General features: G+C 58.0%; 18 protein-coding genes and 1 pseudogene. 9 read left to right on the forward strand and 10 right to left on the reverse strand.

Annotation, left to right across the window (positions count from 1 at the left end):
• Nucleotides 1–8 precede the first annotated feature (8 nt).
• A complete protein-coding gene (locus P186_RS05045; protein ID WP_014288361.1) occupies nucleotides 9–1,178 on the reverse strand; it encodes a M16 family metallopeptidase in 1,170 nt (389 codons plus the stop codon).
• A gap of 863 nt (nucleotides 1,179–2,041) precedes the next feature.
• On the opposite strand from P186_RS05045, the gene P186_RS05050 reads away from it, so the two are divergent.
• Nucleotides 2,042–2,491, forward strand: coding sequence for a hypothetical protein (locus P186_RS05050; RefSeq protein WP_193383993.1), 450 nt, complete (start codon nucleotides 2,042–2,044; stop codon nucleotides 2,489–2,491).
• Between the two features lie 41 nt (nucleotides 2,492–2,532).
• Nucleotides 2,533–3,117 (forward strand): hypothetical protein, encoded by a 585-nt coding sequence (locus P186_RS05055; RefSeq protein ID WP_148682746.1) that lies wholly within the window; start codon nucleotides 2,533–2,535, stop codon nucleotides 3,115–3,117.
• Between the two features lie 44 nt (nucleotides 3,118–3,161).
• Here P186_RS05055 and P186_RS05060 read toward each other — a convergent pair.
• Nucleotides 3,162–4,668: pseudogene (locus P186_RS05060) on the reverse strand (NAD(P)H-hydrate dehydratase).
• Between the two features lie 77 nt (nucleotides 4,669–4,745).
• On the opposite strand from P186_RS05060, the gene P186_RS05065 reads away from it, so the two are divergent.
• Nucleotides 4,746–4,925 carry a hypothetical protein gene (locus P186_RS05065; RefSeq protein ID WP_148682747.1) on the forward strand — a complete coding sequence of 60 codons (180 nt, stop codon included), beginning with the start codon at nucleotides 4,746–4,748 and terminating at the stop codon, nucleotides 4,923–4,925.
• A 10-nt stretch (nucleotides 4,926–4,935) separates the two neighbouring features.
• On the forward strand, nucleotides 4,936–5,298 hold the full coding sequence (locus P186_RS05070; protein WP_014288365.1) for a hypothetical protein: 363 nt from the start codon (nucleotides 4,936–4,938) through the stop codon (nucleotides 5,296–5,298).
• Here the strand turns inward: P186_RS05070 and P186_RS05075 are convergent.
• Entirely contained in the window at nucleotides 5,279–5,512 is a 234-nt protein-coding gene (locus tag P186_RS05075) for a DUF504 domain-containing protein (RefSeq protein ID WP_014288366.1), read from the reverse strand. The two genes, P186_RS05070 and P186_RS05075, sit on opposite strands and share 20 nt — an antisense overlap.
• A 222-nt stretch (nucleotides 5,513–5,734) precedes the next feature.
• Here P186_RS05075 and P186_RS05080 point away from each other — a divergent pair, with 222 nt between their 5' ends.
• Nucleotides 5,735–6,892 (forward strand): aspartate aminotransferase family protein, encoded by a 1,158-nt coding sequence (locus P186_RS05080; protein WP_014288367.1) that lies wholly within the window; start codon nucleotides 5,735–5,737, stop codon nucleotides 6,890–6,892.
• Here P186_RS05080 and P186_RS05085 read toward each other — a convergent pair whose 3' ends face one another.
• From P186_RS05085 to P186_RS05100, 4 genes are all read right to left on the reverse strand, one after another.
• On the reverse strand, nucleotides 6,893–7,987 hold the full coding sequence (locus P186_RS05085) for an aminotransferase class I/II-fold pyridoxal phosphate-dependent enzyme (RefSeq protein ID WP_014288368.1): 1,095 nt from the start codon (nucleotides 7,985–7,987) through the stop codon (nucleotides 6,893–6,895).
• On the reverse strand, nucleotides 7,984–8,436 hold the full coding sequence (locus P186_RS05090; RefSeq protein WP_014288369.1) for a vitamin K epoxide reductase family protein: 453 nt from the start codon (nucleotides 8,434–8,436) through the stop codon (nucleotides 7,984–7,986). The genes P186_RS05085 and P186_RS05090 overlap by 4 nt, the downstream gene beginning before the upstream one ends.
• A gap of 113 nt (nucleotides 8,437–8,549) precedes the next feature.
• Nucleotides 8,550–8,888 (reverse strand): type II toxin-antitoxin system VapC family toxin, encoded by a 339-nt coding sequence (locus tag P186_RS05095; RefSeq protein ID WP_014288370.1) that lies wholly within the window; start codon nucleotides 8,886–8,888, stop codon nucleotides 8,550–8,552.
• On the reverse strand, nucleotides 8,888–9,118 hold the full coding sequence (locus P186_RS05100) for a hypothetical protein (protein WP_014288371.1): 231 nt from the start codon (nucleotides 9,116–9,118) through the stop codon (nucleotides 8,888–8,890). The genes P186_RS05095 and P186_RS05100 overlap by 1 nt, the downstream gene beginning before the upstream one ends.
• A 76-nt stretch (nucleotides 9,119–9,194) precedes the next feature.
• Here P186_RS05100 and P186_RS05105 point away from each other — a divergent pair, with 76 nt between their 5' ends.
• Entirely contained in the window at nucleotides 9,195–9,644 is a 450-nt protein-coding gene (locus tag P186_RS05105) for a hypothetical protein (RefSeq protein ID WP_014288372.1), read from the forward strand.
• Here the strand turns inward: P186_RS05105 and P186_RS05110 are convergent.
• Nucleotides 9,641–10,171 carry a hypothetical protein gene (locus P186_RS05110; RefSeq protein ID WP_014288373.1) on the reverse strand — a complete coding sequence of 177 codons (531 nt, stop codon included), beginning with the start codon at nucleotides 10,169–10,171 and terminating at the stop codon, nucleotides 9,641–9,643. The genes P186_RS05105 and P186_RS05110 overlap by 4 nt on opposite strands.
• A gap of 59 nt (nucleotides 10,172–10,230) precedes the next feature.
• On the opposite strand from P186_RS05110, the gene P186_RS05115 reads away from it, so the two are divergent.
• Nucleotides 10,231–11,043: an SPL family radical SAM protein gene (locus P186_RS05115; protein WP_148682748.1), complete on the forward strand. Its 813-nt coding sequence runs from the start codon at nucleotides 10,231–10,233 to the stop codon at nucleotides 11,041–11,043.
• 232 nt (nucleotides 11,044–11,275) lie between these two features.
• Here the strand turns inward: P186_RS05115 and P186_RS05120 are convergent, their stop codons facing one another.
• The gene (locus P186_RS05120; protein ID WP_148682749.1) at nucleotides 11,276–11,569 is read right to left on the reverse strand and encodes a winged helix-turn-helix domain-containing protein; all 294 of its coding nucleotides are present in this window, start codon (nucleotides 11,567–11,569) and stop codon (nucleotides 11,276–11,278) included.
• Nucleotides 11,570–11,680: 111 nt separating this feature from the next.
• Between P186_RS05120 and P186_RS05125 the strand changes: the two genes are divergently transcribed.
• Complete coding sequence (locus P186_RS05125; RefSeq protein ID WP_014288376.1) at nucleotides 11,681–11,920, forward strand: winged helix-turn-helix transcriptional regulator; 240 nt, start codon at nucleotides 11,681–11,683, stop codon at nucleotides 11,918–11,920.
• Nucleotides 11,921–12,472: 552 nt separating this feature from the next.
• On the opposite strand, the gene P186_RS13810 is transcribed toward P186_RS05125, so the two are convergent.
• On the reverse strand, nucleotides 12,473–12,640 hold the full coding sequence (locus P186_RS13810; protein WP_014288379.1) for a hypothetical protein: 168 nt from the start codon (nucleotides 12,638–12,640) through the stop codon (nucleotides 12,473–12,475).
• 86 nt (nucleotides 12,641–12,726) lie between these two features.
• Between P186_RS13810 and P186_RS05130 the strand changes: the two genes are divergently transcribed.
• Entirely contained in the window at nucleotides 12,727–13,419 is a 693-nt protein-coding gene (locus P186_RS05130) for a hypothetical protein (RefSeq protein WP_148682750.1), read from the forward strand.
• Nucleotides 13,420–13,491 lie beyond the last annotated feature (72 nt).

A 13,491-nucleotide genomic window follows, 5' to 3' on the forward strand; every position in this document is an offset into this window, starting at 1 on the left:
AAACACCATTATAAATATTTTTCGGGAACGACAGCCGCCTCGGCCTCCCCCAGCACCGCCCCCTCAAGCCACGCCGTCCCCCGCTCGGCCGCCTTTCTAAACACCTCCTCAATCCGCCTAACGTCGCCCCCCTTGATGTGGTACTCCGCCAGCGTCATCGCCCTGTTGAGAGGACTCCTCCAGCTCACCCTCCAGAGGTAGTCGAAATACCTCAGCCTGTACGGCGGGGGCTCCCTCGGCTTAAGAGCAGAAGCCACGGCTCTCCGCGCCTCCTCCAGCCCCCGCGCCGACTCCACCGCCACTAAGAGAAAAGCCACGTCGCCAGCCACGTCGAAATCTACGTAGTAGGAGTAGGCCACCCCGGGGTTCCTCACCACGTTGAACAGAATGGACTTAGTCCCCGCCTCTAGGTGGAAGGCGGCTCCGTGGAGCAGGGCGTAGGCCTCGGCCTGGCTCTCCACAGCTATACGCAACGCCGAGGCGTAGTACACGCCGTCCACATCCCTCTCCTCCACAACCCTCACTGGGCCGGCCCCCGCTGTGGGCACGCCGCGCGCGGGCGCCTCTCCCTCAAGCTTTGAAAACAGCCTCCTCGCCGCCTCCACCGCCTCGCCCCCCACGCCGCCTGACAGCACCACCATCGTGTTGCCCGCCGTCAGCCACCTACGCTTGTGTTCAAGCAGGTCGGGCAGGGTAAGCGCCTCCACGGTCTCCGGGTAGCCGCCGACGGGGGCGCCCCAGTCGCTGTCGCCGAAAAGCGCCCTAAGCGCCAGCTCCCCCACCCTCTCAGAGGGGTCCTCCCTCGTCTGCCTAAGCTCCGACAGCACGGCGGCCCTCTCCCTCTCCAAATCCTCCTCGGCGTACCGCTCGTTTGTGTACAGCCTATAGGCGAGCTCCACAAGCCCCGCCGCCGACTCCGAAATCCCCTCGAATGTAACCATAAGCGAGTCCCGCTGGGTGTATGCGTTGTTGCCGCCCCCCAGCTGCTCAACAGCCTCATCCACGTCGAAACCCGGCACTCTAAACAGCATATGCTCCAGGAGGTGCGTCACCCCCCTCTTACCCCCCTCCTCATACAGCGACCCCACCCCCGCCGCCACAACCACAGCAGCGAGAGGCGACTCGAACCTATCCACAACCAGCACAACGCCGTTCCCCAGCCTCTCCACACTCCGCATGCCCCAACTCAACAAGCCCTATAAAAAGACCCCCTTATGAAGGCAGAACTCACCCAACATCCAGCCCCGCCGCCCTCACCCACACAACCTCCGCGACCTATGCGCTTAACAGTGGCCCCGTCATTTTCAAATATCTGAAACAAAGTCCCTAAGCCCTCGGGCGCCGCTGGCGAGTTTCTGCAGACGGCGCACCCGGCGTTCGAGATACATATCGCTCACTCCGTTTTTTTACGTTGTATCTCCGCCGCTATGTGCGGACTTGGAGTATGCAAACCATATATGTCCCGGTATAGCGGCGGGCATGGCGCCAAAATCTAAAACCCGGATCAACGGCGCTTGAGGCAGTGACGGCGGTGTTTACCGAATACAAAAGAGATCAGGTTTCTCAAACCTTACGAAACCCCAATTAGATGCTGATATTTGTAAGATTAACTGGGTGGGCGCAGTGAATAATCCAAGTTGGAACGAGGATGCTAAGTCTACGTGGATATGGGGATATGACTTCCTAGGGTTAGTTAAGCCAAGTGACTTGCAGTTCACAAAACCCGGCGGCACCGCAGACGGTTATGCGTACTTCTGGAAACCTATCTATTGTGGGTTCTTTATATGTGGCTACGACTGGGACTACGCTTATTACAAGTTAGATAATTATTTTTAGTATGAGGCGGAAATCTTGGCTGATATTAATCGCTGTAGCCATTGTGATATTGCTTAGTGTTGGACTAACAATGTTTGCCACGTTTGCCAGTGAGAGGATCGATGTAAAGTTGCCGCCAAATTCAACCCACATAGCTGTATGTCCGCTACAGTTTGTAAATGGTGGGCTAATGTTAGCGGGGAGGTGTGTCTCTGGCAATTTGACTGTGGTTGAGTTCCGTGCGGTGGGCGACGAGCTGGCGCTGAACTTCACTCTCTACGGCAGGGTGGGGGGGATTTACAAGAGGGGGAGCGAGTGGCCGAGGCTTATGACTCCGCTAGGAAGGGTGCCGGAGTACCGCGAGTTAGCCGAGAGGCTCCGTGTTAACGCATCGATATACCTAGTGGACAATGGCGTCCAGGGGGCGGGCGGGGGCTCTTCGCTAGGCGGATCTCCATACATGACCTCTTCCCTCATGATGGAACACACAGCTCTAGTCGTGGATAACAGGACGATGATTGTAGTGGTTACGTTCAGAGCTTGGAGAGTTAACCAGCAGATACGGGGAAGCGTAGCTGAGTACGTCGAGCAACACAATCGCCAGATGGGAGAGTCGCTTCACGAGGAGCATTTAAGAGACGTGGAGGAGGCTCTGAAGGCGTTTTTCAGGAGGTGAGCTGTATCGACAACGTTTTTTACCTATGCTTTTTTCTTCAAGTGGGATTTGACTATCTCCGGGATGGCTTTCTCGCGCTTGTGATTAGCACACCTGTGCTCTTCTTCGTGGCTCTCGGCGTGCTCTACGCCGCGAGTCTTTCAGGTAAATACGTGGAGCTACCCAACGGCGTGAGATATAACCCGAGCGCTGCGGCGGGGCTCGCCGCCGTCGCGTCTATAGGCGGCATCGTCTTGACGTACGTCGTGTGGAATCTGTGGCGGGGGTACAGATCTGTGCTGAGAGACAAGTTGCCTGCCTACGGCCTAGTCTTCTTCCTCATCGGCTACGCCGCCTTCTTCAGCTTCATACCAGCGGCAACGGCAGGAAATATTGAACTTACACTAGCCACATTGATAACCGGTGTAGCCCTCATATTCCTAGGCTACGTGTTGGCCTTCATCCTCGCGGCCTACCAGCTATACAAACAGACAGGAGAGGGCCTATTCCTCGCGGCAACTATCCTCTACGCCCTCTTCTTCATAGGCCTCGTCACTGCTTACATTGGCCACATACTCATGTACCTAGGAGCCGGCCGGGCGGCGGAGCGCCGAAGTACACCCGCCGCGCCGCCCCCGCCGAGTTAGCCGACTCCAGAGCCCCCCCCCCCCGCGCAGAGTGGCCTTGGTGTCTAGCGGATTTCCTCCCGGGCGTGGCGCCGTATGACGTGGGGGATTTTCTCCAGGAGGTCGGAGGCTGTTATGTGGAAGCCCAGCTCCGACGCCGCCTCCTCCCCAGCCAGCCCGTTGACAAAAGCCGCCACAGCCGCCGCCTCCAGGGGGTCGCCGGTCTTTGTGAGGAAGGCGGCGACTAGCCCGGTCAAGACGTCTCCGGTGCCGCCCACTGTCATGGCGGGGGTGCCCGTGGTGTTTATCTTCACGCGGGCTCCGTCGGACACCACGTCGTACCTCCCCTTCAGCAGAACCACGCCCCCGATGGCCGCCGCCTGCTCCTTCACCACGGACACCCGCTCTCTCAGCGTCTGGGGCGCCTCGGCCCCCGTGAGGGCCTTGAACTCGCCGGCGTGAGGCGTGTAGACCACCACGCCGGCGGCCCTCTCCCCCCTCAGCGCCTTCAACGCATCTGCGTCGACCACCAGCGGCTTCCTCCCGGCAAGCCGCCTAAAGATCTCCCTCACCGCCTCCTGCGTTTCCTCCTCCACGCCCAGGCCGGGCCCCATGGCCACCACGTCGAACCTCTCCGCCAAAGCAACTACCTTATCCACGTGCCTCGGCGCCAGCCGGGAGCCCTCCAGCGGCACGGCGATGACGTCTGGGCTCATGGCCTTAGCCGCGTGGGCCGCGGGCTCCGGCGCCGCCAGCACGGCGAGGTCCACGCCAGCCCTCAAGGCGGCCAGCGCCACGTAGACCGGGGCGCCGGAGTACTCCAGAGAGCCGCCTACAACCAAGACGCGGCCGTGATCGCCCTTCTTCGACTCGGCTCTACGGGAGAAGTTGAGGTATGCGAAGTCCCCCGGCCCCACCACCAGCTCCGCCTCGGGGGATATCCCAATTGGCTCAACCACCAGCTCCCCCACGTAGCGCCCAGCCCCGGGGGCCAGGAGGCCCCTCTTGGCCTTGTGGAAAGTCACCGTGAGGGCCGCCCTCACGGCCTTGTCCCTAACCTCCCCCGTGTCGGGGTCGAGGCCGCTGGGGACGTCGACGGCCACCTTGGGGGCGCCGGCGGCGTTCATGAGCTCGATGGCGGTGGCGTGTGGCTCCCTCAAGGCGCCTCTAATCCCGGTGCCCAGCACCGCGTCTATAATCACGTCGGCCCAGAGAAACCAGTCTTGTAGAGCCAAGAGCTCCAGGGGGGACTGCGCCACGGCCACCTCCACCCCCCACAGCCTCCTAACCGCGTGGTAGTTGAGGCGGGCCAGCTCCTCCCTCGGCTCCCCCAGCGCCACCACCCTCACCGCCCTCCCCGCGGCGTGGAGGTGCCTAGCCGCCACGTAGCCGTCCCCCCCGTTGTCCCCCCGTGCCGCAAACCGCCAAGATCCTCGACGCCTGGGGGAACCTCTTCAACACGTTACGCGCCACCGCGGCGCCTGCGTTCTCCATTAAGACGAGCCTCGGAACCCCTAGCCACTCCGCGTTTCTGTCCGCCACATACATCTCAAGAGAGGAAATAGCCTCCACAGAGGCGAAAAACCACCCCAATATGAACATTATCAGCACCACCCAGCCGGCTCTCCTCTACAAACTTAAATACAGCCGTGGATATACACGTAGCGTCTATCGACATTGCGACTGTGCTGAGCGATGTGACTAGCGTGGCGAGCTCCTCCGCGGCGTTAGCCTACTGGCTGGGAAGGGAATCTACAGAGCTCAACGTAAAGATGAGAAAGCTTGACGCAAGGCTTGAAAACCTTAGCAACGCCTTTATACAGTTCTGAAATTCTCACGTTGACTCTGGAGACGAAGGACATTTTTACGGCAACCGAGGCCCTCCACTTGAAAAACGTCGTGAGGTCGCTCCTGCCGGCCCCCCGGAGCAGGTACTACACATGGGAGATCTACGAGAAGCCTAAAAACATCCTCGATAAAGATCTAGAGGAGTACACCATAGCCGATGCAGAGGAGATAAACAGAATGGCCGATCTCATGGAAACGGAGGGGCGGGAGGCCGGGAGGAGGGAGCTTGTGGAGTACTCCTGGAAGTTGAGGTTCTTCGCTATGGTGGTTAAAGTGGTCTACATATACCCCAAGCTGGTGCGGAAGCCGCGGGGTCCACAGCCGCGTGGCATGTCTACCGCCTCCTCCGGTTGAGAAGCACCTCGCCAGTCTCCAGCCTTATCTCCACAATTCTGTGGAAGGGGATGTACTTCTCGCCGCCCTCCGTCCTCACCACCACGCCGTTGGCCCCCACCTCCACCACCTCGTCTGTAGAGCACACCTCCTCGCCCCCGACGCCGCCCCGGCTTACGTACCAGAAGTAGCCCCTGGCCCCCGTCCACTTTAACCTGTTGAATATCTGCCTCATCGGATTCCCCACGTATACGTTTGGGAGTATAATAATTTACACACAGCCCTTTTAAAAAGGGACAAGGGCTGATACATGGACCTCACGAAAAACATCTGGGTGAAAATCTTGAGAAGAAAAGAGAAGCCCTACGAGGTGGAGTACTACTAGCAGTTCCCTTTTTCGACTGTTCTGTCTATTTATGGTGGGGGTACCTTTATATAGGTGGATCTCATTTCCCCTATGGCGAGGATTGCCCGCTACTACCGCGAGTATGGGGTGAGGCTTGTGAGGGGTTTTATGCAGTACGTCTGGGACGACGGGGGTAGGCGCTATGTAGACTGCAACACTAACCACGGCGTGGCGTTCCTCGGCCACGCAAACCCCAAAATCGTCGAGGCCGTGAAGAGGCAGGTGGAGGAGGTGTGGGCAGTCTCTCTCAACTTCCAGACCCCGGCCCGGGAACGCTTCATCGAGGAGTTCTCTAAACTGCTCCCAGCCAAATTCGGCACGGTCTTCCTCCAAAACACCGGCACAGAGGCGGTGGAGGTCGCCATTAAAATAGCCAAGAAGATAACCAGGAGGCCCACCATCGTGGCCTTCACCAACAGCTTCCACGGCAGAACCATGGCCTCCCTATCCATCACCTGGAACGAGAAGTATAGAAAGGCATTCGAGCCCCTCTACCCCCACGTGAGGTTCGGCAAATTCAACGTCGCCGCAGAGGTGGAGAAGTTGGTGGGCGAAGACACTTGTTGCGTCGTGGTGGAGCCCATACAGGGAGAGGGCGGCGTCAACCCCGCCACCCCCGACTTCCTCAAGGCGCTGAGAGAGGAGACGTCGAGAAAAGGCGCCCTCCTCATAATAGACGAGGTGCAGACGGGCTTCGGCAGGACGGGCGCCGTCTGGGCCTTCCAGAAGTACGGAGTAGAGCCCGACATATTCACCGCGGGCAAGCCGGTCGCCGGCGGCCTCCCCATAGGCCTGGCGGTGGCCAGGGAGGAGTACGGAGACGTCTTCGACCCCGGGGAGCACGGCTCCACCTTCGCCGGAAACGCCGTGGTGATGGCCGCGGCGGCCGCCGCCTCCAAGCTACTCCGCGAAGAGGACGTCCCCGCCAGGGCCGAGAGGGCGGGGGCGGAGCTGGCGAAGGCTCTGTCAGAGACTGGTTCCCGGCTGGCGGTGAGGGTCAAGGGCATGGGCCTCATGCTTGGCCTCGAGCTGAGGGTAAAGGCGGACCAGTTCCTACAGCCCCTCCTCCAGCGCGGCGTCTTGGCCCTCACCGCGGGGGTGAACACCCTCCGGTTCCTGCCCCCCTATATGATCACCAGGGAGGACGTGGAGGTGGTGCAGGCCGCGGTGGCGGAGGCGCTGAGGGGGGCTGAGGCGGCGCAACAGTAGCTACCGCCGCCCCACCAGCTTGTCTAGGGCGGTGAAAAAGAGGTCAAGCGCCTCCCTCAGCTTCTTTTCGTCGGCCCAGCCGAGGCCGACCCTCAGGTAGCCCGGCATCTCGAAACACTCGCCAGGGTTCACCAAGACCCCGATCTCGTCGAAGATCTCCTCCGCCAGCTTCATAGTGCCGCCGCCGACGTATATATACGCGAAGGCGGCCGACTTCGTATTCCACCACTTGACGTAGCTCCTCCCAGCCACGTAGCTCTGGAAAATGGCAAAGTTCCTACGGACAATCTCCCTCGCCCTCCTCACAAAGAAATCCCTCTTCTCCAACACCCCCACCGCCACGCGCTGGTCCAGCACAGGCGGCGAAATAGTGGTGTAGTCCTTCACAGACCACGCCTTGTCAACCACCTCCCTCGGCCCCACAACCCAGCCAATCCTAAGCCCCGCCAAGCCGTAGACCTTCGACAGAGACCCCGTGACGACCGCCCTCTCGTACCGCCCAGCGAAGGTGGGGGACTCGGCGCCCTCGTGCTCAAGCCCCCTATACACCTCATCCACCACGAGGTAGGCCCCGGCGTCGCGTGCAAGGTCAAGCAACGCCCTCCTCTCCTCCTCGGAGAGGTAGTACCCAGTGGGGTTGTTTGGGTTGGTTACGAAAACCGCCCTCACCCCCCGCCTCACCTTCTCCTTGAGCGCCTCCACGTCGAGGCCGGAGCCGTACTTAATCCACACCTTCTCCACCCGAGCGCCGAGAGCCCGCAGTACGCCGGGGATCTGCATATACGTCGGCATAACCACCACCGCCACGTCCCCGGGCCCCATAAGCGCGGCGGTGGAGACAAAATTCGCCTCGGCCCCACCTGCCGTCACCATAACCTCCTCGGCGTCGACGCCGTGGATCCCAGCGATGACCGACCTAAGCTCCGGCAGGCCCTTCGTCATGCCGTACCCCAGCTCAACCCTCTCCGGGAAGCCCACCACCTCTATCAACTCCCTGAGGGTCAGGGGCTCAACCCCGCTCTCCGAGAGGTTGTACCGCGCCCTCCAGTCCCTAAGAGACTGCCACCTCTCGAGACAGAACTCTGGGAAAATCACCTTATTAGCGGAGACACCCTCCTTAAAAATATAGTAATAACCACGAAGTCGGCGACGATGAAAATGTGCATGATGGTGCAGTAGATGCAGACGGCCTTCAGCACGGCGAACTCCAGATAGAGTAGGTAAGGCAGAAGCGCGAGGCCCAGGAGGCGCCACCAGAAGATGAAGCGCGCCGCCCTCCTCTCCAAGGTGCGGTACAGCCAGAGCGCCGCGGCTATGTTGACCACAAACCACACAGCCGCCGCAACGTCCAGAGGCACCGGGCCGATGTAGGCGTACTCGCTCTTCAACACCCTCAAGCAGTCGGCGGTGACCCCCGGCAGAACCTCGCCCACGTAGCAACCTGGCGGCAACTGCCCAAGGAGGTAGAAGAGGTAGACCACCAGAAGAGACGCCGCCAGCCCCCCGGCCGAAAACACCACCAGCAGAGGCAACCAGACGTTCACACAGAATCAGAAACCCAGGTTTATAAAACGTGGGGTACGGTGCTAAAAAGGTCCTAAAGCCGCGAGAAACTCCCCGGATGTGAGCACTCGAATCTTTTTTCTGGCCGCCTTGCTTAACCTTTGTCGTCTGTAACCAGCGTGAGCCCCCTTGACGCCGCGGTGTAGACATACGACCCGTCGTAGAAGGCGACGCCGAGCTCCCCAGCCAATTTTAATACTTCACTCTCTACTCCTCTCACCGTGAAGGTGGGAAGTACATCAAAAACCCTAGATAACGCCTTTACGTAGCTATGTGCGGTATCAATGTCGATCCTCCTCAGCAGGTACAGTTCTTTCCACACCGCATTAAATGCCTCATATACCGTTAGATCCAGCACGGCGCCTTGGTACAGCGCGCTGGCCCTTCCTCTTTTAAGTATATTTACAACTGCGCTGGCGTCAAATAGGTACATTACCGTCTGTCTCTATCCTCCCGTATCAATTCAGCCACCTCCTCGTCTGAGACGACTGAGAGCTTATCCACCAACCCCTTCAACTCCCTCTCCACCTCTTCTAAAACACGCCTCCTCACCTCAGCCTCCAGCGCCCTCCTAATGACCGGCCCCGGCTTCACCCCGTACCTATCCAAAAGTTCCTTAAGCCTCCTGGGAATTTTAGCGGAAACAGTAACGTAGTCGCCCACGGATATGTAACAGGTTGACAAATATAAGATTTACCTTCCGGAGATAGACATATTAGCACCTGGCCAAATTGGGACGGTGCCGAATAGGCGGCGCGCCGAGGCGCTGGTGGGCGTCCTGAGGATTTCAACGGCGCAGTGCCACGTAATTGAGGTGAGGCCACGGCGGGCCGAGGTGGACCTCGCCGCAGTGTGCAGTACCGGTAGGCCCATCAAAGTTGCAGAGCTCACAGCGCGGCGCCGGGCAGAGGTTAGGTTTGTCCCCACCTCGGCGAGGGCCGAGGGCGGCGTCAAGGCGGCTGGCACCGTCGCCGTGGTGCTTAGGGGGCCGCGCGTCTACGAGATCCCCATGTACTGCCTCATCGACGTGCCCCCGGGCAACTGCGCCAGGCCCATGGTGCTCGTGCCGGGCTTCGACGCCCCGCTGGAGATAGAGCCAGGTACATACGACCTCTACCTAGCCGGCGGATGCGCGGCAGAGGGGGAGGGCACCGTGGAGATAGCGGTGGAGCTCACAGCCGTGTGCTAGTACACGTAGACTAGGACCCCCTTACCTCTGGCGTAGGCCTCCACCTCCCGGCCGATGTAGCTCCCAGCCAGCACTGGCACGGCCGGCTTGCCCAGTCTGCGCCCCGCCAACTCGGCCTTAGCCAGCAAAGCCCCCACGTCGCCGACCCGGGGCCCAGCCTTGACCTCCACCACGTAAGCCCTCTCCTCGATCTCCACCAGGAGATCCACCTCCACCCCGTCGAAGTCGGCATTCCTCACGCGCCTCACAACCCGCTCCCCAGACGCCCCGATCACCTCGCCCAGATCCCCCCACACATACCGTGTATACACCGCCTCGGTCAAGGCGCCGAGCCCCTCCTCAAGCCGCGAAAACCTCCCATTAGCCTCCTCCCAACGAACCTGCCGTTCCTTGACAAATTTATTAAAATCCTCCCTCAGCCTCCTCAACCCCTCCAACACCTCCCGCAGACCCAGGTAGCCAGCCACCGCCATTCGGAACTCCTCATCCTCCTCGAGAAGGCGGAGAAACTCCTCCCTCAGCCCCACGTCTACTACAGAACACCCTTCTAAAACTGAAGAATATAAACTAGAGGGGGGTGGGAGCTGTGAAGATATACGAGGTGAGGGTGAGGCGGGCCCTGGCGCCCTCCGCACTGCCCGAGTACGACTACTCCCTCAACCCGTACCTGGGTTGCCTCCACGGCTGTCTCTACTGCTACGCCATGGACATGACCAGGGGCCCTCCAGGGGCCATGTGGGGCAGAGTTGTCTACGTCAAGGTCAACCTCCTCGAGGTGCTGAGGCGGGAGGCGGCGAGGCTAAAGCCCGGCGTCGTGGGGATGTCCACCATCACAGATCCCTACCAGCCCCCCGAGGCGAGGTACAGACTGGCGAGGGGGGCCCTGGAGATACTGGCCGAGGCCGGCTTCCACATCTCCATCCAGACCAAGTCCGGCCTGGTGGTCCGCGACCTCGACCTACTCGCGAGGTATAGACACCGCGTCGACGTGGGTGTGACCATAACCACCATGAGAGACAAGGCGAGGATTCTCGAGCCGCTCGCCGCCCACCCCCTCGCCCGGATCCGCGCCGTCGAGAAGATAGCCGCCGCGGGGGTGAAGACGTGGGTCTTCCTTGGCCCCGTCATACCAGGCTTCAACGACGACCCCAGCGACCTGCGGGAGGTGGTGGAGGCCGCCCACGCCGCCGGCGCCGAGGTGGTATACGACCGATACCGCCCTAGGCCCCGCGCAGACGCAACCCTCGCCTCCACGTGGAGAAAAGTCGAGGCGACGCAGCAGTGGTGGGCACGGACGAAAAAGACTATAGAGCAGATATGCGCCGAGGTAGGCGCCAGGTGCCTAGACGTAGAAAAGGAGTGGCGAGACACCAAAAAATCGAAGATGGGACACCTCTAGACAACGGCGCGTGAAACCCAAAAGGTAGGAAGCAACCCTAGAAACGAATAGCCAACCCGAGATAGTTAAAGCTCTACAACGTGCCGAAACGTTCCTCACACGTAATCCACATGTTTTTATCAGCTATACGTCCAGTCCCTACAGCCCCGAGAGACCCCCGCATGATCGCTACCATCAGCTGAGGAGATAATAGGTAAACGGGAAGACCCATAAAAATTTCAATGTTTAAGGACTACTCGCCGTGCGGGTTGAGTTGTAAGAAATCCTTAACCCACAGGTACTTCGATGTTAGTTTTATCAGCTTTATCCGGGGGCTGGGCTTGTGGACCTCCAACACCCCGGCCTTCTCAAGTCTCTCGATATGCCGGTAGAGAGTTTTCGGAGCCACTCCAACCCTCCGGGCTAGCTCCCTCAATGTGAGGCCGTAGTGATCCTGGGCTAATACCTTCACAATTTTCCAAGGAATGCTGTCGTTGAAGACCTGGTTAATGAGTCGAAGTAAATGCTCGTTATTAAGCTTATCCATATACTGCTTTGAGCAATTATTTTAAGTATTTTATCCAACGACTGTTTCCATAAGGAAACAACAACGCCACAGCGCACAGCAAAATATTAAAAAGATCACTAACTACCACACATGGAGTATTCCGATGCATATAAGCGTCTTTCTGAACTCTTTCAAGATGATGTAAAGTGGTGTATCATCAAATACCTCGTAAAACACAGAGAAGCGCCCATCAAAGATGTGGCCAAAGCTTGTGGAACCTCCATAGGAGAAATAATTAAGATCCTGAGAGAGATGGAGCAGAAAGGCGTAGTGGAGCTCAGAATCGAAAAAAGCCGGCAGTACGTCCGCCTCAAAGGTGTTTCCGAGTAGAAACAAACGTTTCCAGATGGGAATTGTAACACGCAACCCCCAACTAAACCCTTAAATACACCACGCTCCACCCATCCAATGATTTCTAAATTCCAACTACAAATCAAATGCCCAAACTGCGGCAGACACTACATAGTAGAAACCAGAGATGCACAATGCCCCTACTGCGGTGCCCACTACACCCTTCACATACAGATACAACTCACCCCCAGAAACAGCCGCCACGGTGTTTACACAAAGAAACACTTGTAAGCCAACATTTAAAACAACAGGGGCAAGTTAATCTGTGAAGCCATTAGCAACCTTAGCAACAGCACTTATCCTAGCAACCATCGCTACGACGGCCGCCACATGGGCAGACCTCCTACCAATAAAACTAAAGGCAAAAACAGGCACCATAGATCTCAACCTACAAAACACATCATACAGTTGCGGAAAACAAAACACAGATGTTTCAATATCGTCCACTAAGACAGATAGCTCCTATACAATAACAATAACAGTGGATCCGCCGGGCATGAGTACAGATAGTTGTTCTATAACGCTCACTTTTCAAAACACCGGCACCATCCCCATCAAAATCCACACAAGCACATCATATACAGGCGCAGATAGTTGCACGTCAAACCCCACCACCACAGGTAGAGTGGATCCAGGTGGGACCACCAACATCAACATCTCCGTCTTCAACTGCCAAGGTAGTTGCACCTGCACGGCCACAGCAACCGCCAAGCCTTGGAACCAATAGTTTCCACAAGTAAACAGTTGGTGGGCTAGATTTTAGAGCAGACAACCAGGCGGTGCTTATGAAAGTGAAGTACGTGACAGCTGTCTCAGTAACATTCTTGTTACTGGTGGTCGCCACAGCCTTCGCACTGTGGGCAGACGTCCTAAAAATACACGTAGAGACAAGAACAGGCAACATCGACATACAATTCGACGGAACCCCAAATGCCATTGAGTACACAGAAGATACCGGTACGATAGGAGAGTACGAGGGTAAAGACGTGGCTAAGTGTGAAGCCGAATTAGTGGAAATGCAGAATGAGGAGACTTTTGCATCAGGTGCCGGCTTACTGCCGCCGACTTGGAACCCCTCGTCGGGGAACAACGACTTAGAGCTACACATCGCGGTATCAAACGCGTATCCTGGCTACATATGCAAGATTGGCAATATCGCCGTGAAAAACACGGGAAGCGTGCCAGTTAAGGTGCTCGTAAAGATCGTTGATAAGGACGGCAATGTCATTAGGCCGGAGCGCTACTTTGGAGGATTTATATCATACATAGACACAGACCGCGACGGGTGCACAGAACTGGACCTAGACTTCTCCAGCTTCTTTACCCTAAACGGCACACAGCTCCACCCAGGCGGCTCGCAACAATTCACAGTGAACCTAAGACTACCCATTGAGAGACAAGAATGCATAAAAGAAAACACCACCTACGAATTCTACATAATAATCATTGGCTACCAGTGGAACGAATATCCACACTAACCCTCAATCCTTTTTTGTTTCTTAAATGAAACACTTGTTTAGCTAAAAATTTTACCTCCACACAGTCTTAAA

The organism is Pyrobaculum ferrireducens (genome assembly GCF_000234805.1).
In the GTDB taxonomy this organism is placed as follows: domain Archaea; phylum Thermoproteota; class Thermoprotei; order Thermoproteales; family Thermoproteaceae; genus Pyrobaculum; species Pyrobaculum ferrireducens.